General features: G+C 42.1%; 16 protein-coding genes. 13 read left to right on the plus strand and 3 right to left on the minus strand.

Translation table 11 applies throughout. The annotated features are described in order from the left end of the window. Positions 1-160 precede the first annotated feature (160 nt). From brnQ to OC443_RS04215, 5 genes are all read left to right on the plus strand, one after another. A complete protein-coding gene (gene brnQ, locus OC443_RS04195) occupies positions 161-1,480 on the plus strand; it encodes a branched-chain amino acid transport system II carrier protein (RefSeq protein WP_073580164.1) in 1,320 nt (439 codons plus the stop codon). A gap of 160 nt (positions 1,481-1,640) precedes the next feature. Next, positions 1,641-2,739, plus strand: a protein-coding gene (gene prfB, locus OC443_RS04200; RefSeq protein WP_143169230.1) for a peptide chain release factor 2 whose coding sequence is annotated in 2 segments (ribosomal slippage) — positions 1,641-1,715 and positions 1,717-2,739 — 1,098 coding nt in all. Because the reading frame shifts where the segments join, the coding sequence is not laid out codon by codon here. A gap of 32 nt (positions 2,740-2,771) precedes the next feature. Next, positions 2,772-4,289 (plus strand): lysine--tRNA ligase, encoded by a 1,518-nt coding sequence (gene lysS, locus OC443_RS04205; protein WP_073580163.1) that lies wholly within the window; start codon positions 2,772-2,774, stop codon positions 4,287-4,289. Between the two features lie 293 nt (positions 4,290-4,582). After that, positions 4,583-5,923, plus strand: a complete 1,341-nt coding sequence (locus OC443_RS04210) for a sigma-54-dependent transcriptional regulator (protein ID WP_073580162.1) — start codon at positions 4,583-4,585, stop codon at positions 5,921-5,923. 487 nt (positions 5,924-6,410) lie between these two features. Continuing rightward, positions 6,411-6,665 (plus strand): hypothetical protein, encoded by a 255-nt coding sequence (locus OC443_RS04215; RefSeq protein WP_073580161.1) that lies wholly within the window; start codon positions 6,411-6,413, stop codon positions 6,663-6,665. A gap of 120 nt (positions 6,666-6,785) precedes the next feature. Here OC443_RS04215 and OC443_RS04220 read toward each other — a convergent pair whose 3' ends face one another. Together OC443_RS04220 and mutH are read right to left on the minus strand one after the other, a co-directional pair. Beyond that, positions 6,786-7,817, minus strand: coding sequence for an NADP(H)-dependent aldo-keto reductase (locus tag OC443_RS04220; RefSeq protein WP_073580160.1), 1,032 nt, complete (start codon positions 7,815-7,817; stop codon positions 6,786-6,788). A gap of 250 nt (positions 7,818-8,067) precedes the next feature. Further along, positions 8,068-8,745 (minus strand): DNA mismatch repair endonuclease MutH, encoded by a 678-nt coding sequence (mutH, locus tag OC443_RS04225; RefSeq protein ID WP_073580159.1) that lies wholly within the window; start codon positions 8,743-8,745, stop codon positions 8,068-8,070. 591 nt (positions 8,746-9,336) lie between these two features. On the opposite strand from mutH, the gene rppH reads away from it, so the two are divergent. The 6 genes from rppH (at position 9,337) to OC443_RS04255 (ending at position 14,997) form a co-directional block, all read left to right on the plus strand. After that, positions 9,337-9,855, plus strand: a complete 519-nt coding sequence (gene rppH, locus OC443_RS04230) for an RNA pyrophosphohydrolase (RefSeq protein WP_073580158.1) — start codon at positions 9,337-9,339, stop codon at positions 9,853-9,855. Positions 9,856-9,857: 2 nt separating this feature from the next. Next, positions 9,858-12,107, plus strand: a complete 2,250-nt coding sequence (ptsP, locus tag OC443_RS04235) for a phosphoenolpyruvate--protein phosphotransferase (RefSeq protein WP_073580157.1) — start codon at positions 9,858-9,860, stop codon at positions 12,105-12,107. Positions 12,108-12,126: 19 nt separating this feature from the next. Further along, positions 12,127-12,921, plus strand: a complete 795-nt coding sequence (locus tag OC443_RS04240) for a sulfite exporter TauE/SafE family protein (protein WP_073580327.1) — start codon at positions 12,127-12,129, stop codon at positions 12,919-12,921. Between the two features lie 37 nt (positions 12,922-12,958). Further along, positions 12,959-13,762 carry a prolipoprotein diacylglyceryl transferase gene (lgt, locus tag OC443_RS04245; RefSeq protein ID WP_073580156.1) on the plus strand — a complete coding sequence of 268 codons (804 nt, stop codon included), beginning with the start codon at positions 12,959-12,961 and terminating at the stop codon, positions 13,760-13,762. Positions 13,763-13,781: 19 nt separating this feature from the next. Continuing rightward, positions 13,782-14,633, plus strand: coding sequence for a thymidylate synthase (locus OC443_RS04250; RefSeq protein WP_073580155.1), 852 nt, complete (start codon positions 13,782-13,784; stop codon positions 14,631-14,633). A 70-nt stretch (positions 14,634-14,703) separates the two neighbouring features. After that, positions 14,704-14,997: an ArsR/SmtB family transcription factor gene (locus OC443_RS04255; protein WP_073580154.1), complete on the plus strand. Its 294-nt coding sequence runs from the start codon at positions 14,704-14,706 to the stop codon at positions 14,995-14,997. 86 nt (positions 14,998-15,083) lie between these two features. Here OC443_RS04255 and rpsT read toward each other — a convergent pair whose 3' ends face one another. Beyond that, the gene (gene rpsT, locus OC443_RS04260) at positions 15,084-15,344 is read right to left on the minus strand and encodes a 30S ribosomal protein S20 (RefSeq protein ID WP_073580153.1); all 261 of its coding nucleotides are present in this window, start codon (positions 15,342-15,344) and stop codon (positions 15,084-15,086) included. Between the two features lie 261 nt (positions 15,345-15,605). On the opposite strand from rpsT, the gene murJ reads away from it, so the two are divergent. Further along, complete coding sequence (gene murJ / locus OC443_RS04265; RefSeq protein ID WP_442478200.1) at positions 15,606-17,162, plus strand: murein biosynthesis integral membrane protein MurJ; 1,557 nt, start codon at positions 15,606-15,608, stop codon at positions 17,160-17,162. A 154-nt stretch (positions 17,163-17,316) separates the two neighbouring features. After that, entirely contained in the window at positions 17,317-18,252 is a 936-nt protein-coding gene (gene ribF, locus OC443_RS04270) for a bifunctional riboflavin kinase/FAD synthetase (protein ID WP_073580151.1), read from the plus strand. Positions 18,253-18,294 lie beyond the last annotated feature (42 nt).

Here is an 18,294-nt window from a genome sequence, read left to right on the forward strand (position 1 = left end):
GGTTTTTTGTTCCAGTAAAAATGATTTTACATAATCTTTTTGACTATTTTTTCTTGTCTTATTGATTATTTTATGCTGTTTCGTCATGATCGCGACCTTCATCGGAATATTTTGTTCCGAAAGCAAACACAACATGAAATTATATTTATAAGGGCGTTCTGTGAAACAGACATTAAAATTATCCGATATTATTGCGGTCGGCTTCATGCTGTTCGCTTTCTTTTTGGGTGCCGGTAACATTATTTTTCCACCTTTGGCCGGACAACTTGCGGGAGATCATGTGCTTTCTGCAATGGGCGGCTTTTTGCTGACAGCTGTCGGATTACCGCTGGTGTCTATCATTGCTGTTGCGCTGGCTGGTGGAACATGGGAGCACCTGACTAAAGATTTGCCGGTGAAACTGGCGACACTGATGGCGACATTGATCTTTATTGTCATCGGTCCGATGTTTGCGACACCCCGGACAGGCTTAGTGGCTTTTGAAATGGCGGTAAAACCTTTATTGCATGAACCGGGTGCTTACTCACTGGGCCTGTTTTCGGTTTTATTCTTTGTGGTCGCGTCTTTATTTTCCTGGTTTCAGGGAAAGCTGATTGATTATATCGGAAAGTTCCTGACACCGATTTTGTTTGTCGGGTTAATCATTGTTGCAATAGGCGTTTTTATTCACCCGCAGGGGGATATTCTTGCAGCAAAAGATGCATATGCTTCACAGCCATTGATCAAAGGTTTTCTGGAAGGTTACAACACAATGGATACCTTCGCGGCGCTGATGTTCGGGATGCTGATGGTTGATGCTTTGAAAGGGAAAGGCATCACGGAAGCTAAAGCAACCACAAGATATTTGATTCTCGCTGCCTGTATTGCAGCCGGTGGTTTAGCATTTGTCTATATTTCGCTGTTTTATCTGGGAGCAACCAGTTTTGCTATTGCCGAAGGTGCCAATAATGGTGGTGTTATTCTGAGTCTGTATGTTCAGGCGCTGTTCGGTCCTTCCGGTCAGACTGTGCTATCTGTGATAGTGCTGTTAGCCTGTCTGACAACTGCTATCGGTCTGATTTCTGCCTGTTCTGATTACTTCAGTTCTCTGACGCGTTTCAGCTACCGGACATGGGTTGTTATCAATGGCGTGACCTGTGCAGTGATTGCGAATGTCGGACTGAAACAACTTATTTCGTTGTCTGTCCCGGTACTTTATGCACTTTATCCTGTAGCCATTGCGTTGGTGATGCTGACATTTTTACGTCCCCGTTTGCCTAATCCCCGGGTTGCTTTCCGGGTGGTTTTAGCGGTTTCATTCTTATTTGCCCTGATTGATGCTGTCAAAGCAACGGGTCTGGATGTTTCAGCATTGAATGTTCTGCCACTTTTTGACATTGGTATGGGGTGGTTAGCACCGACTTTTGCAGCTGTACTGATGATGTTCCTGATGCCTAAAACACAGGAAAAAATCACCTTGCGTGAGGTGACGGAAAACTAATTTATTCCGATTATTTATATAGCCCGGTTCTCTGTTGTTTCATTTTTCATCAGGGAGCCGGGAGCAAAGCGACGTTGTTTCTATTTTTTCCTGTATATTCCTCATCTTTTTCAGTAGAATTCTGCGGTTAAATTCTAAGCGATAAAATTATTGAGCAATCATGTTTGAAATCAATCCTATAAAAAATCGTCTTCAGGATGTGTCAGAGCGCACAAATATCCTGAGGGGGTATCTTTGACTACGATGCTAAGAAAGAGCGTCTTGAAGAAGTCAATGCAGAGTTAGAGCAACCTGATGTCTGGAACGAGCCTGAACGGGCTCAGGCATTAGGACGCGAGAGAGCTTCTCTTGAAGCCGTTGTCGAAACTATTCAGCAGCTTGAGCAGGGTGTTGATGATGTTGAAGGTTTGCTGGAACTGGCTATCGAAGCCGAAGATCAGGAAACGTTTGATGAAATTTTCCCTGAACTGGATGAGCTGGAAGCAAAACTGGAAAAACTTGAGTTCCGGAGAATGTTTTCTGGTGACCATGATGCATCAGACTGTTATATTGATTTGCAGGCTGGCTCCGGAGGTACGGAAGCTCAGGACTGGACTTCAATGTTGCTTCGTATGTATTTACGCTGGGCTGAATCGAAAGGCTTTAAGACAGAAGTTATTGAAGTTTCTGAAGGTGAAGTCGCTGGTTTGAAATCAGCGACTGTTCGTGTTTCCGGGGAGTATACCTATGGTTGGTTACGAACTGAGACAGGGGTTCACCGCCTTGTGCGTAAATCTCCTTTTGATTCAGGTGGCCGTCGTCATACATCATTTGCATCAGCATTTATTTATCCTGAAGTTGATGAAAATATTGCGATCGATGTCAATCCCGCAGATTTAAGAATTGATGTGTACCGGGCATCCGGAGCTGGTGGTCAGCACGTTAACACGACTGAATCTGCTGTACGGATTACGCATTTACCTACCAATACTGTTGTTCAGTGTCAGACGGATCGTTCTCAGCATAAGAATAAAGATCAGGCAATGAAACAGCTGCGTGCAAAATTGTTTGAGCTTGAGCTGCAAAAACAAAATGCTGAGAAGCAGGCAAATGAAGATGCGAAATCTGATATCGGCTGGGGTAGTCAGATTCGTTCTTATGTGCTGGATGACTCTCGAATTAAGGATTTAAGAACCGGGATTGAAAACCGGAATACTCAGGCAGTCCTTGATGGTGATTTGGATAAATTTATAGAAGCTAGTCTGAAGTCAGGTCTTTAGCTTTTTACCGGAATATACAGGATTAAACCCACATGACTGATGTGATTCAAAACGACAACATTCAAGAAGAGAATAAGCTTGTTGCGGAACGTCGTAGTAAGCTGGAGCATATCCGCAAAAGTTGTAAATCAAATGGCCACCCGAATGATTTTCGCCGGGATAGCCTGGCCGGGGATTTGCAGAAACAGTTCGGTGAAAAGACAAAAGAAGAGCTGGAAGAGTTAAACCATATTGTTGCTGTTGCCGGCCGGGTAATGGCGAAACGTGGCCCATTTTTAGTGATTCAGGAAACTTCCGGCCGGATTCAGGCATATGCAAATAAAGATGTGCAAAAAGAGCTGAAAGCCAAATATCAGGGGCTGGATATCGGTGATATTATCGGTGTGAAGGGTGCATTGCACAAATCCGGTAAAGGCGATCTTTACGTGAACATGGAATCGTATGAACTGTTGACAAAAGCGTTGCGTCCATTGCCGGAGAAATTTCACGGATTAACGGATCAGGAACTGCGTTATCGTCAGCGTTATGTTGATCTGATTGTCAATGAAGATTCACGTCAGGCATTTATTATCCGTTCCAAACTGATTACTGCGATTCGCGGCTTTATGGCTTCTAAAAATTATCTGGAAGTTGAAACACCGATGATGCAGACCATTCCAGGTGGTGCGGCTGCCCGTCCTTTCATTACTCATCACAATGCTTTAGATATTGATATGTATCTGCGTATTGCGCCGGAATTATATCTGAAACGTTTGGTTGTTGGCGGTTTTGATCGGGTCTTTGAAATTAACCGTAACTTCCGTAATGAAGGGCTGTCTTTGCGGCATAATCCTGAATTCACCATGATGGAATTTTATCAGGCGTATTCTGATTTCAATGATCTGATGGATCTGACAGAAGAAATGTTAAGTCAGGTAGCTCAGGAAGTCATGGGGGCTACTTCAGTCCCGTATGGTGATGAGATGGTTGATTTTGGTGGCCGTTATACCCGGATGACAATGCTGGAAGCAATTCAGCATTATAATCCGGATCATCAGGATATTCAGAGCCTGGATAACGAGAAGATTCAGGATCGTGAATTGATGGTATCGATTGCTAAATCTCTGCATATCGACGTTGAATCATTCTGGACCTGTGGTCAGTTACTGGAAGAGATTTTTGGTGAGACGGCAGAGCCTCAGCTGATTCAGCCTACGTTTATTACAGGATATCCTGCTGATATTTCTCCTTTGGCACGTCGTAACGATGAAAATCCGTTTATTACCGATCGGTTTGAATTTTTCATTGGTGGCCGGGAAGTCGCAAATGGTTTCTCTGAGCTGAATGATGCTGAAGATCAGGAATCCCGCTTTAAAGCACAGGTTGCTGCAAAAGATGCGGGTGATGATGAAGCGATGTTTTATGATGGGGATTACATCAGAGCATTAGAACATGGTTTACCACCAACAGCAGGGCAGGGAATTGGAATCGATCGTTTAGCGATGTTATTTACGAATGCACATTCGATTCGGGATGTCATTTTATTTCCGGCGATGAGACCTCAGTTATAATTTATCATTATGAATGATTTTCTGTTTAAAAGCCTTCCCGGTTGGGAAGGCTTTTTTAATTGTGGGAAATGATGACAGGTATAGAATGATTTTTAATATTCGGTATATTTTGAGTTTCAATGTTTTTCCTGACATGGCTGCTATTCTTCTTATAGTGATGTCCGTAGGGTCTCATTAATAAGACAATTGCTTTTTAATGAATGATTTAGGTAGCACATCGGTTAATAATCAATACTATAGAATCGAAATGAATTAATTAACTACACGAATTTAGTCAATGATAAGGAATATTCATGAGTAATCAGTTCCGGATGGACTCTGTTCCGGGTTCTCTTATCGTAGTTGGTGGTACTTATGAACCATGGCTATCAGTCTTAGAACAAGTTGGATGGTGTTGCACCCAAATCGGCGATTTAAGAAAAGCAGATGCGTTATTCAGAGAAACAGGCCCTTGTATTGGTATTGTTGATTTAAGCCATGATGAATTTAGTCTGAATGGTATTGCTAATCTGGTAAGCTCCCATCGTCAGGTTCGCTGGCTGGCATTTATCAGGGAATCTCAATTAGGGTCGGATACAATTTGTCAGTTTATTGTTAACTTCTGTATTGATTTTTTTACTTCGCCTATACCGGATACTCAGTTGCTCGGCACGATTGGCCATCAACTGGGCATGTTAAAGCTTGAGAAAAAAGTCTGGCCTCAGTATGGCAATTATGGAGATTTAGGGTTGTCCGGAGAATCACTGGCAATGAAACGTCTCCGTGATCAAATCAAGCGTATTGCACCAACGGATGTGAATATATTCATTTGTGGTGAAAGTGGCTCCGGCAAAGAGCAGGTTGCGAAAGCTGTTCATTATGTTTCTTCCCGCTCTTCAAACCCTTTTGTCATTGTGAATTGTAGTGCAATGTCTGAAAAACGGTTTGAAACGGAGGTTTTTGGCATCGGTGTTGAGAATCCGGAATTTGTCACTTTACTTGAGCAGGCTGATGGCGGCACTGTTTTCTTTAAGGAGATTTTATCGATTTCTGAAAGGCAGCAGCTGAATCTATTACGTTTTTTTCAGGAAGGGACTATCGAGACCGTAAAAGGATTGATCAAGCCTGATATTCGTATTGTGACTTCAAATACAACGGATATAGACAGAGCTACAGCCGAGAATAACTTCAGTGAAGATTTGTATCATAGTATTAATGTATTAAGAGTGAATGTTCCCAGTCTGAGAGAAAGAAGTGCGGATATTCCGTTGATCGCCCGTTTTTATCTGCAGCAGTTTTCCAGAGAATATAATGCACAGGCCAGAGGCTTCACTGATGAGGCGCTTGATAAGTTGTCTCAATATCGCTGGCCGGGCAATATTCGTGAATTAATCAATCAGGTGAAACGGATGGTCTTAATGTCTGATGATGTTATGTTGACTTCCGGTGACTTAGACTTGCCAGAATATAGTGATGATAAATTAAGTTTGAAAATGATAAGAGAGCGTTCAGAAAAAGATGCGCTGATGTCGGCTTTGGATGCTAATCAGGGGCAGATAACAATGGCTGCAAAAGAGTTAGAAATATCGAGAGCAACTATTTATCGTTTACTCAATAAGTATAATTTAATTTCAGATGAAGAGACGCACTCCTGAGGTGGATATGATAAGGAATACCTGTTTGTCCGGACTATTGGTTTGTCATTTTTATAAGTGAGCCCTACTATATTCTGATATAGAATGATATTTCAAAATGTTGGTAAAATCAGATTAAACATTTGAGTATTGAGATGGATATCTATATTAATGGGGTCAATATATTGTTTTTAACGGGAGTTGTTGTTTTCGGTTGATTTTTTATCAGTTCTTTATAGAATTGTCCCGTGGCTTAAGTCACAATTATTTTCTAACCAATCTATAGATCGATTCAGGAGGCGCATATGAACAATTTCTTCGTATTTTCAACGTATGCGTTTGCCGGGATGGGCCATGATGTTCCCGCCCGAGATACTTCTGTACTGAATTGATCTGCGTCTGTTTATTAGGCTGCAGAGCATGGCAGCTTAATAAAAGATGATTTTTCTTTTATTCTAATCTGTTAAGTCTTGCCGTGTTCTCCGTTTAAAGTTATCTGGAGAAACTTATGAGTAATTCTATCTATTTATCAATCGCTATTTTATTTATTCGTGCTGATTTGCGTCGTGAAAAACGCTTAATGAAGAAGAAACAACGTCGGGTGATGCAGGATATTCCCTGGCACAATGAACACCTGCTACGTGATATTGGTATAGATCATCGTCCTGTAACTGAGGCTGGTAAATACCGCACTTTTGATGAAATTGTATCACTTCGTATGCGCAGTATTTTCCGGCTTATGTCCATGAAAATACCGACGTAATCTTTGGAAGTCAGTTATACGATATAACTGACTTCCTCACTCATTCAATCAGGAGTGATCCACTCCTGATTTTAATTTCTCTTTAGTCTGTATTTCAGTATGATTTTTCGAAGAAACAGCTTATGGACAAGGGTTCGAAATGGTTGCTGAAATCGCATCGATTTCACTTAATAACGAATCCGACAGTTCAATGTTGACACTATCAATATTCGTTTTTAGTTGCTCCATAGTTGTTGCTCCAATAATGGTTGAAGCTACAAAAGGGCGTTGATTGACAAAAGCCAGCGCCATTTGTGCTGGATCTAATCCATGGGCCCGGGCAAGCTCTGTATATGCCTTTGTCGCTTTTATGCCCTGAGGTGTAAAGTAACGTTTATTAAAGCGTTCAAATAGAGTACATCTTGCATTTTGTGGTTTATCGTTCAGATACTTTCCACTCAATACACCAAAGGCCATTGGCGAGTATGCCAGTAGTTTTACGCCTTCATGGTGGGTTATTTCTGACAGACCAATTTCAAAGCTTCGGTTCAGTAAACTATAAGGGTTTTGAATGGTGACTATCCGGGGAAGATCATGCTTTTCAGCAAGCCGTAAGTAAGTCATTAATCCCCAGGGGGTTTCATTCGAGACGCCAATGTAACGTACTTTACCTGCTTTGACTAAATCATTCATTGCTTCCAGAGATTCAATCAAAGTGACAGCTTCTTTTTCATCAGGATAAGGATAATTCAGTTTTCCGAAACAATTGGTTTGTCTTTGTGGCCAGTGCAGCTGATAAAGATCAACATAGTCGGTTTTTAAACGGCGCAGGCTGTCATCGATGGCTTGATGGATGTTCCTGTGATCCAGAGCCATTTTATCCCTGATTTCTGCACCCCGGGGGCCTGCAACTTTTGTTGCCAAAATCACTTTTTCTCTTTTACCTGATTTTTCAAGCCATTGGCCGATATATGACTCAGTGAAGCCCTGAGTTTCTGGTTTAGGGGGAACCGGATACACCTCGGCGGTATCAACGAAATTCACTCCCTGTTCTAAAGCATAATCAAGTTGATTGCATGTATCAGAGAGTGTATTTTGCTCACCAAAAGTCATTGTTCCTAAACAAATTTTGCTAATTTCTAATGTTGAGTGAGGCAGTTTCGTATATTGCATGTCACTTCCTTGATGTTGAACAAAGCTGAAAGAATTCATGAATTTGTATCTACAACATGACGGCTTCAAAATTCATAAAAATAAGTCACTGTATACCCGGATAACCTGAATCATGCATCTTCAGGTTATCCGGGTATACAAAGAATCTATCTTTAAATGGACAATAGATCTACATCTTCATGAAACGAAGAGAAAAATTTTTGAATACAAAGGGTTTGCCTGCTTAATGACGCAAATACACAGGTTGTTTTTAGCCTGGCTGATTTAAAAAATGCCTTTCAAGGATTTGAGCCGTAAATTGCGTACGTAAATAAAAGCCTCTTGGTTTGGTTCTGATGAGTTTCCCGCTGACACCGTAAGCATCTGTTTTTACTCTGCTATGGGCTGCTTTGGGGCGTAACTGCATAACCTGACCATGCTTTGCTGTTATTTGCTCAACCTGACCAAGGACGATCAACTCCATGAGTTCTTCCCAATCGTTTTTCAGGAGCTGTTCTTCCTCCTGGGATGGTGCCCAAAGAAGCGGGTTTCCGACTTTTCTGTCACGAAGCGGAATTTCACGTTCACCTTCGACCGGAATCCATAAAACACGGGATAATTTATGCCTGACATGACTGTTTTCCCAGGTGAGCCCCTGAACACCAGTGAGTGGCGCAACACACACAAAAGTTGTCTCGAGGGGGTGGCCGGTATAGCTTACCGGAATGCTTTTCAGCTCTATTCCCAAATGTTCGAAGTCTTGTTGAGGCTTACTTCCGGATGTTGCACCTAAATGCCACTCCAGTAACTGACCAACCCATCCTTTATCTTTTTTCAGGTTTTCAGGAACGGGAATTCTGGCAAAATCAGCGAGTTCAGCAAAGCTTAATCCTGCTATATTCCGGGCTCTTTGCAATAGTTCTTCTTCAGTTTCAGGTTCTGGCTTCACAGGGATATATCAACCGTTAAAAAGAATAGTCTATCAAAAGAAGCATGTCAGATCTTAAGCATCTTTTATTCACGGTATTTACCAATAGAGTCTCCAGATTACTATCAACTTATACACATCCGCTTGTGAATAAGTAAGGTTTTTTCTGGGTCTGTATATATGTACAGGCTTATTCAGGCTGAATCTGGTTGTTTTTTGGTAGATTTTGAAAGGTTTATTCAGAGAAAGCTGAGGGTGATGGATCTTTGTTCGATGAGGATCTTTATGGATCATTTTAGAATGACTTTGACTTTGTGTCTCTATATAAGCTTATGATTTATATAGATAGATAATATGAATTACTGATGCGGTCAGCTCATTTTCCATGTCTGTTTTCTGAATTATTGTGAGTAATATATTATTTTTTCACATGGTTATTCACAGAAAAGGTGAATAACCATAGAAACAAGCAAAGTGATCAGATGAATCAACGGGGGGCATTCGTTTTGAGTTGCAGACCGGAAATTTCGAGTTTCTTTTTACCTGAAATTTGCTCCTGCTGAAGATCTGTGGAAAAATCAAAGTAATTAAAATTTTATTAGAGGTTTGCCAGTGATCGATGGCGATGGTTACCGGCTGAATGTTGGTATTGTAATTTGTAACAACCATGGTCAGGTATTCTGGGCGAAACGATACGGACAACATTCCTGGCAATTTCCTCAAGGTGGAATTGACGAAGGTGAAACTCCTGAGCAGGCAATGTTTCGGGAGCTTTATGAAGAGGTTGGTCTGACAAAAAGAGATGTAAAAATTGTATCAACCAGCCGGCACTGGCTTAAGTATAAGCTGCCAAAGCGGTTGGTACGATGGGACTCTCAACCTGTTTGTATCGGACAAAAACAGAAATGGTTTCTCTTGCGTTTGGAATGTCATGAATCAAAAATTAACATGCAACGTGGAGTGACGCCTGAGTTTGACGGTTGGCGCTGGGTTAGTTATTGGTATCCTGTAAGGCAGGTTGTTTCATTTAAGCGCGATGTTTATCGGCGGGTAATGAAAGAGTTTGCTTCTGTGGCGATGCCATTCAAAACCCGTAAACCAAAAGGTAAACGAAAACCTAAAAGAGGGTAAATATGCTGTCTCAGCTCAGGGAAATTGTTGAGCAAGTCTCCAGAATTGAAGATATTCATCAGGCATTAAATCTCCTGGTGAAGGAAACTTGTAAGGCAATGGATACTGAGTGTTGCACGATTTACCTTGCCAATGAGGAAAAGCAGTGCCTTGAGTTAATGGCAACTCAGGGGCTGAAGTTTAAACGAAGAAAAATCTCTATTGGGTTCGATGAAGGTCTTGTCGGACTCGTTAAACGAACCGCTGAGCCCATCAACCTGGCAGAAGCGTCTAAACACCCGAATTTCAAATATTTCAAACAGCTGGGAGAGCGCATCTATCACAGCTTTTTGGGAACTCCGATTATTTACCGGAAGCAGGTTCTCGGTGTTCTGGTTGTTCAGCAGCGTGTGCCACGTCAGTTCAGTGAGGTGGAAGAATCATTTATTGTGACGTTGGCTGCTCAGTTAGCCATACTGGTCGCACACTCTTTATCTCAGGGATTATGGTCTCTTTCTCATAAACAGATTTCCGTTGTGAAAGGTATTGCGGCCTCACCTGGAGTTGCCATTGGTGAGTTCTGGTGTGATAACTCACAGCCTGATTTGGAGAATGTCTTACCTGCTTCGACTCTGGACATAAAAAAAGAACAGGAAATGTTGTTACAGGCAGTCGAAAATGCATTAAGTGATTTTCGGCGTATGCGTAAAAAGTTTGATGGTGATATCCATAAAGATACGTTAGCTATTTTCGACTTATTCACACATTTACTGAATGATCCGATGTTGCGTAATGATCTAAAGGAAAAAATTCAGAAAGGAGATCGTGCTGACTGGGCTTTGCGTCAGGTTGTTGAAACTTATGTTTCCCGGTTTTCTGCGATGACAGATAACTATATGCGCGAAAGAGCTCTGGATATGAAAGAGTTAGGTCAGCGGCTTTTGTTCTTTTTATATAATATGGAACATGAAGAGCTGGAGTTTGATAAACCTATTATTTTGGTTGTTCGTGAACTGACAGCCTCTTTATTAGCCAGTATTCCTAAAGATAAATTACTTGCTGTTGTGTCAGTTGAAGGGGCTGCGAATTCGCATGCTGCAATTTTATCCAGGGCCTTAGGCATTCCTGCTGTCATGGGCGCGACTCTGAATACGAATCACGTCAACTCAACCTTAGGTATTGTGGATGGATATAGTGGTTTTGTGCACATATCCCCTGATGCTAAAGTACTTGCTGAGTATCAGGCATTAGTTGAAGAAGAAAGTGAGCTTTCAGAAATGGTGAATGAAAGCCTTTCTGCACTTGCTTTGACTCAGGATGGTCATCAGATCAGAGTCTTGCTAAATACCGGTTTGAATACAGATACGAACCCGGTTGTTAATCAGGGAATCGATGGCGTTGGTTTATACCGGACCGAAGTTTCTTTTTTGCTGCAGAACCGTTTTCCTTCCGAGGAAGAACAAACGATACGTTATCAGCAAATGCTTGAGATGTACGCTGATAAAACTGTTGTGATGAGAACATTGGATATCGGTGGTGATAAGCCTTTACCGTATTTGCCGATAGAAGAGGATAATCCTTTTCTTGGCTGGCGGGGTATTCGTTTCTCTCTGGATCATCCTGATATTTTTTTGATTCAGCTGCGGGCGATGATGAAAGCCAGTTCCGGCACAAATAATCTGCGCATTTTATTACCGATGGTTTCAGGAATGAAAGAGCTGGACGAGGCTCTGGGCTTAATCCGGCAGGCGTTTTCTGAAGTGTCATCGATTGACCCGACAATCGTCATGCCTCCCGTCGGAGTGATGATCGAAGTACCTTCTATGATTTATCTGTTACCGCTCATCGCTGACCAGATTGATTTTGTTTCTGTTGGTACGAATGATTTGACTCAGTATCTGTTAGCTGTCGATCGCAATAATGCCCGTGTTTCGGATGTCTATGAGTCAATGCATCCTTCTGTATTAAGTGCTTTAAAACATATCTACGATACATGTCAGCAATTTAAAATTGATGTGTGTATCTGCGGAGAGTTAGCCGGAGATCCAATTGGAGCATTGCTACTGATAGGTATGGGATATCGTTCTTTGAGTATGAACACATCAAACGTTGCTAAAGTAAAGTACCTGATTCGTAATGCAAAAGTTAAGACGCTTCAAGAATTAGCCCAAAAAGCATTGATGCAACCATATGGTCACGATATTTATAGTATGATGCAAACCTATTTTGAAGAGTATGGCTTCGCTGGCTTTATACGCGCAGGTAAATACTGAACACCTTAGGATGAATGGATTGAATATTGAGTTTATCGCTGAACTGATGCTACTGGGTAGCATTGTTGGTGTTCTGGCTGGTTTGCTTGGAATCGGAGGAGGGTTGATAGTTGTTCCTGCTTTGCTTTATTTACTACCTCATGCCGGGATTCCAGACGGTTTGGCTATGCAAATAGCCTTGGCTACTTCCCTTTCTACGATTATTCTTACCTCCGGTTCTTCAGCGCTGAATCACCTCAGATTTGGTAATATTGATATTTTTGCAATTAAATGGCTGGTGCCGGGCGTCGTATGTGGTGGATTTATTGGAGCAACGCTGGCTGAAATGATACCAGCTGAGTATCTCCCAAAAGTATTTGGGATCATTGTATTGATATTGTCTGTACAGATGTTTCGTTCCATCCGGATTCAAACTTTTAAACCGATGCCGGGACCCGTGATGACTTCTTTGAGCGGTATTCTGATTGGGGTGATTGCAAGCCTTGCCGGAATTGGTGGCGGAGCATTGTCAGTCCCTTTCTTAAACCGCCATGGTGTTGAAATGCGTAAATCGGTCGGTTCATCATCCGTGTGTGGTTGTATTATTGCTGTTTCCGGAATGCTTGGTTTCATCCTGCACGGTGTGACTGTAAGCGACCTGCCTCCGTATAGTCTGGGTTATGTTTATTTGCCTGCACTATTATTTATCTCATGTACATCGATAATTTTGACAAAATTTGGGGCGAAGCTGGCGACAGAACTGCCAACTCCTATCCTGAAAAAAATATTTTCTGTTTTTTTAATGTTTGTATCTGTTCATATGCTAACGCGTTAAATATGGCTGTTATTTAAATCAAAAAGAGTAATGACTTATGTCTCACGGGTTTCTTCAGTTTCCTAATATTGATCCAGTGCTATTTTCGATCGGGCCTTTGTCTGTTCGATGGTATGGCCTCATGTATTTGTTTGGTTTTTTGTTTGCGACCTGGTTAGCCAACAGAAGAGCAGCAAGACCTGATAGTGGCTGGACAAAGGAGCAGGTGTCCGATTTGTTATTTGCCGGGTTTATCGGGGTTATCGTTGGCGGGCGTCTTGGATACGTGATTTTTTATGGTTTTGATTTCTGGCTTCAGGATCCGCTTTATCTGTTTAAAGTGTGGACTGGCGGCATGTCTTTTCACGGCGGATTATTAGGTGTGATGACTGCCATGTTCTGGTATGCGAGAAGGAACAATCGCCGGTTTTTTGCTGTGGCTGATTTTATTGCACCTCTGGTTCCATTTGGTCTGGCTTTAGGCCGTCTTGGAAACTTTATGAATGGTGAATTATGGGGGCGTACAACGGATGTTCCGTGGGCAATGATTTTTCCTGGTGCAGGGCCTGTGCCACGTCATCCTTCACAGATTTATGAGTTTCTGCTGGAAGGGGTGGTGCTCTTTATTATTCTTAATGTATTTATTCGTAAAAAAAGACCGGTTGGTTCTGTTGCAGGTCTCTTTTTGATAGGCTATGCCCTGGTGCGGATTTTTGTTGAACATTTCAGAGAACCGGATGCACAACTGGGTCTGTTTATCGGTGGTATTTCGATGGGGCAAATTCTGTCATTACCTATGCTTTTGGGCGGAATATTGCTGATGATCTGGGCATATAAGTCTAACCGACAGTCAATTCAATAAGCTTATCGGGGTTAAAAATTTGAAGCAGTATCTTGAACTTTGTCAACGAATTATTGATGAAGGTGTTTGGGTTGAAAATGAAAGAACGGGTAAACGTTGTTTAACCGTTATTAATGCTGATTTGACATATGATGCATCAGCCCGGGAATTTCCGTTAGTGACTACCCGTAAGAGTTTTTGGAAAGCTGCTGTTGCCGAGCTGTTAGGCTATATCAGGGGTTACGATAACGCTGCTGATTTTCGCCGTTTAGGAACGAAAACATGGGATGCAAATGCAAATCAAAACGAAGCATGGCTAAACAACCCTTATCGTCGTGGTGAAGATGATATGGGACGCGTCTATGGTGTTCAGGGAAGGGCTTGGGCAAAACCCGATGGCGGACATATTGATCAACTGAAAAAAATTGTTGATGATCTAACCAGGGGAACAGATGATAGGGGAGAAATCCTGAATTTCTATAACCCGGGTGAGTTTCATATGGGGTGCCTGAGGCCTTGTATGTACAGCCATCATTTTTCGTTGCTGGGGGATACCCTGTTCCTCAACAGCACGCAACGTTCATGTGATGTTCCCCTCGGATTGAACTTTAATATGGTTCAGGTTTATGTATTTCTGGTGTTAATGGCTCAAATTACCGGGAAGAAGCCAGGAATGGCATACCATAAGATTGTGAATGCCCATATTTACGAAGATCAACTTGAGTTGATGCGTGATGTTCAGTTACCAAGGCAGCCTTTTCCATCTCCTCGTCTGACGATTAATCCGGATATTCGTTCTCTTGAGGATCTTGAAACCTGGGTCACCCTGGATGATTTTCAGGTTGATGGTTACCAATGCCATGAACCGATTCAGTATCCTTTTTCAGTCTGAGGTTGGGTTATTCATCGTATTGTTGTGAGCAACAATATCGGTAGGATTATGAAAAAAGAGGTCTTTTATTTTGAATCTTAAAGCATTAGAAGAAAATTCAGCAAAAGCTGTCGTCTTGTTAAAAGCGATGGCAAATGAAAGACGACTTCAGATATTGTGTTTATTACTTGATCAGGAGCTATCGGTTGGAGAATTAAGCGAGAAGCTGTCCCTGAGTCAATCTGCTTTGTCCCAGCATTTAGCCTGGCTGAGGAGAGATGAACTGGTGACGACGCGAAAAGAAGCACAAACGGTTTACTATTCATTAAGTAGTGATAATGTGAAAGCTGTTATGGAAGTACTTCATCAGCTTTATTGTGCTTAGATATCACTGACTGAACGTCACAAATAAAAAAACCGACTAAAAGTCGGTTTTTTTATTTTCTTGATAAATCAAAACAAATTAAAAAATTAAAGTGCTTTGATTGCTGCTGCGAAACGAGACTTATGACGAGCTGCTTTATTCTTGTGAATAAGGCCTTTAGTCGCCATACGATCTAAAATCGGTGTTACTGCTGCAAATGCAGCTGTAGCAGCTTCTTTGTCGCCAGCTTCAATAGCTGCAACAGTTTTTTTCATGTAAGTGCGCATCATTGAACGACGACTAGCATTATGCTGACGACGTTTCTCGGCCTGGATAGCGCGCTTCTTAGCAGATTTACTATTTGCCAAGGGTCTACTCCCAAAAACTTTAATTCGGTGACATTTTAAGGGCCGGAACTATCCCTTATTTATCAATAAATGTCAAATGATTTGTGCAAAAACCAATCTCAGCCAAACATTTTTTTGGTATACAACGGTCTTCACGGTTAAGATGGCGTGGATTCTAACAGTATTCTTTTAGCAATACCAGCTTGAGGTCACTCTGGTTTATTCTTTCAGGCCATGCTTAAAGTTTACCTTTATTTTTTGCCAGGCTTTATCGAGGTTGTAGTGAGTAAACGTCTTCTCAAATCAGGTCTTATTGTCAGTGTGATGACATTGGTATCCCGTGTTCTTGGATTAGTCCGGGATATTGTTGTCGCAAATCTGATGGGAGCGGGTGTCAGCGCGGATGTGTTCTTTTTTGCTAACAGAATTCCCAATTTTTTAAGGCGTTTATTTGCTGAAGGGGCTTTCTCCCAGGCTTTTGTTCCGGTACTGACAGAGTACCATGCCAGAGATGACATGAACGAAACCCGGATGTTGATTGCCAGAGTTTCAGGTACTTTGGGTGTATTGGTCACGCTTGTGACTTTTGCGGGTATTATCGGATCCGGGGTTGTGACTGCTGTCTTTGGTGCCGGATGGTATCTCGACTGGTTAAATGATGGTCCGTCAGCAGGTAAGTTTGAGTTGGCAAGTTTGCTATTAAAAATTACTTTCCCCTATTTATGGTTTATTACATTTGTCGCTTTATCCGGAGCGATACTGAATACGTTAGGTAAGTTTGCTGTTTCATCATTTACTCCGGTGTTCTTAAACGTCATGATTATTGGCGCAGCCCTATTTATATCTCCTCATTTACAACAACCAGAGATTGGTTTGGCGATCGGTGTGTTTTTAGGAGGACTGGTCCAGTTTTTATTCCAGATTCCTTTTTTAATTCAGGCAGGTGTTTTTGTGCGTCCCCGCTGGGGTTGGCATGATCCGGGTGTGATTAAAATCAGAACATTAATGATTCCGGCTTTGTTTGGGGTTTCGGTCAGCCAAATCAATCTTCTGTTCGATACGCTGATAGCCAGTTTTCTTCAGACCGGATCAATCAGCTGGTTATATTACTCAGATCGATTGCTGGAATTTCCTCTGGGGTTGTTTGGTATTGCAATTGCGACGGTTATTTTGCCGGCATTATCCCGAAATTATGTTGAAGAGCAGAGTGATGGTTTTGCCAGAACGATGGACTGGGGCGTTCGTATGGTTTGTCTGTTGGGTATTCCTGCAATGCTGGGATTGATTGTTTTATCAAAGCCCATGTTGATGGTTTTATTCATGAGAGGGGCGTTTTCAGTATCTGATGTTGAGCATGCCTCTCTTTCTTTAATGGCGTATGCCTCCGGGCTGATCAGCTTCATGCTGATTAAAATACTGGCACCGGGCTATTATTCCCGTCAGGACACAAAAACGCCGGTCAGATATGGCATTGTTGCGATGATATCTAATATGTTTTTTAATGCGATTTTTGCGTATTTATTTGGTTATGTTGGTCTTGCAATGGCAACAGCTTTGTCTGCATTGATTAATATGGCCCTGCTATACAGAGGATTACATCTGGCTAATGTGTATAAGATCCATACAGATACGATAGTTTTTGTAATGAAGCTCGTGGTATCCGGCGCCATTATGAGTGTCTGTTTGTATATGATGCTCAGTGAGATGACTCACTGGTTAATCTGGGGAATATGGGAGCGGGGGTTAAGACTTGCAGGATTGATTATCGCCGGTGCTTTGGTCTATCTGATTTCCGGGGGGATTCTCGGCATTCGCTTCAGGCATATCGTCCCCAGATAATCAAATTTTTTGATATAAGCGGTGTCGCCCGGGTTCTTATCGTGTCACAGGGTGTCGATGATAAAAGCAGCGACAGACAGATAATGATTAGTATATAATTCTCCGGCTTCATTACCTTGAACAGACTGGACTGCATAGGTTTTAAACATTTTCCATGGAATTGATCCGCGGTATCCACAATTTGAAAACACAGCCTGATGGCTGTGTTTTAACTATTGGTAATTTTGATGGTGTCCATTTAGGTCATCAGCATGTGCTTCGCCTGGTTGTTGAGAAAGCTAAATCGCTGAAGATGTCTTCTGTTGTGATGACATTCGAACCTCAGCCTTTAGAAGTATTTGCAAAAGATAAGGCGCCGGCACGCTTAACACGCTTGAGAGACAAGTATGTTCAGTTGAGTAAGCTGGATATTGATCGCTTGCTGTGTATAAATTTTAGTGAACAATTTGCACAAATTGAGCCGGAGTCGTTTATTCATGACTTGTTGGTTAAGCGTTTGGGTGTTAAGTTTCTGGTCATTGGTGATGACTTTTGTTTTGGCAAAGCCCGGCGTGGCAATTTTGATATGTTAAAGCAGGCCGGAAAGCAGTATGGCTTTGATGTTGTCAGTTCGAATAGCTTTTGTCTTGATTCCTTACGTGTCAGCAGTACTGCAATTCGCGATGCTTTGGCCCGTAATGAACTTCCGGAAGCAAGTGAAATGCTGGGCAGGAACTATAGTATCAGTGGCCGTGTTTCTCATGGAAGAAAATTAGGTCGCACAATTGGCTTTCCAACGGCAAATATCCCGCTGAAACGTTGTGTTTCACCGGTGAGTGGTGTTTATGTTGTGCAGGTTGAAGGCGTTGCCGGAGAACCGGTTTCCGGAATTGCAAATATCGGTCAGCGGCCAACGGTGAATGGTGTCAGACAACAGCTTGAAGTCCACTTATTTGACTTTCACGGTGATTTGTACGGCAAACAGCTGGAAGTGTCTCTTTTATATAAGATTCGTGACGAGTTTAAATTTGCTTCATTTGAAGCTTTAAAACAACAAATTGAATCAGATGCAGAAGCAGCAAGGGTGTGGTTGCTTCAATGTGCAGATTAGCCGGATCAGTCCGGTTAATGTCGTGTCTAACTTCGCCCAGAA

It is taken from the genome of Vibrio quintilis, assembly GCF_024529975.1.
Lineage (GTDB): Bacteria > Pseudomonadota > Gammaproteobacteria > Enterobacterales > Vibrionaceae > Vibrio > Vibrio quintilis.

What these genes read in the sequence shown, in the direction of transcription:
- lysS (WP_073580163.1), top strand. Translation starts at nt 2,772, where the DNA reads ATGACTGATGTGATTCAAAACGACAACATTCAAGAAGAGAATAAGCTT.
- OC443_RS04210 (WP_073580162.1), top strand. Translation starts at nt 4,583, where the DNA reads ATGAGTAATCAGTTCCGGATGGACTCTGTTCCGGGTTCTCTTATCGTA.
- OC443_RS04215 (WP_073580161.1), top strand. Translation starts at nt 6,411, where the DNA reads ATGAGTAATTCTATCTATTTATCAATCGCTATTTTATTTATTCGTGCT.
- OC443_RS04220 (WP_073580160.1), bottom strand. Translation starts at nt 7,817, where the DNA reads ATGCAATATACGAAACTGCCTCACTCAACATTAGAAATTAGCAAAATT.
- ptsP (WP_073580157.1), top strand. Translation starts at nt 9,858, where the DNA reads ATGCTGTCTCAGCTCAGGGAAATTGTTGAGCAAGTCTCCAGAATTGAA.
- lgt (WP_073580156.1), top strand. Translation starts at nt 12,959, where the DNA reads ATGTCTCACGGGTTTCTTCAGTTTCCTAATATTGATCCAGTGCTATTT.
- ribF (WP_073580151.1), top strand. Translation starts at nt 17,317, where the DNA reads ATGGAATTGATCCGCGGTATCCACAATTTGAAAACACAGCCTGATGGC.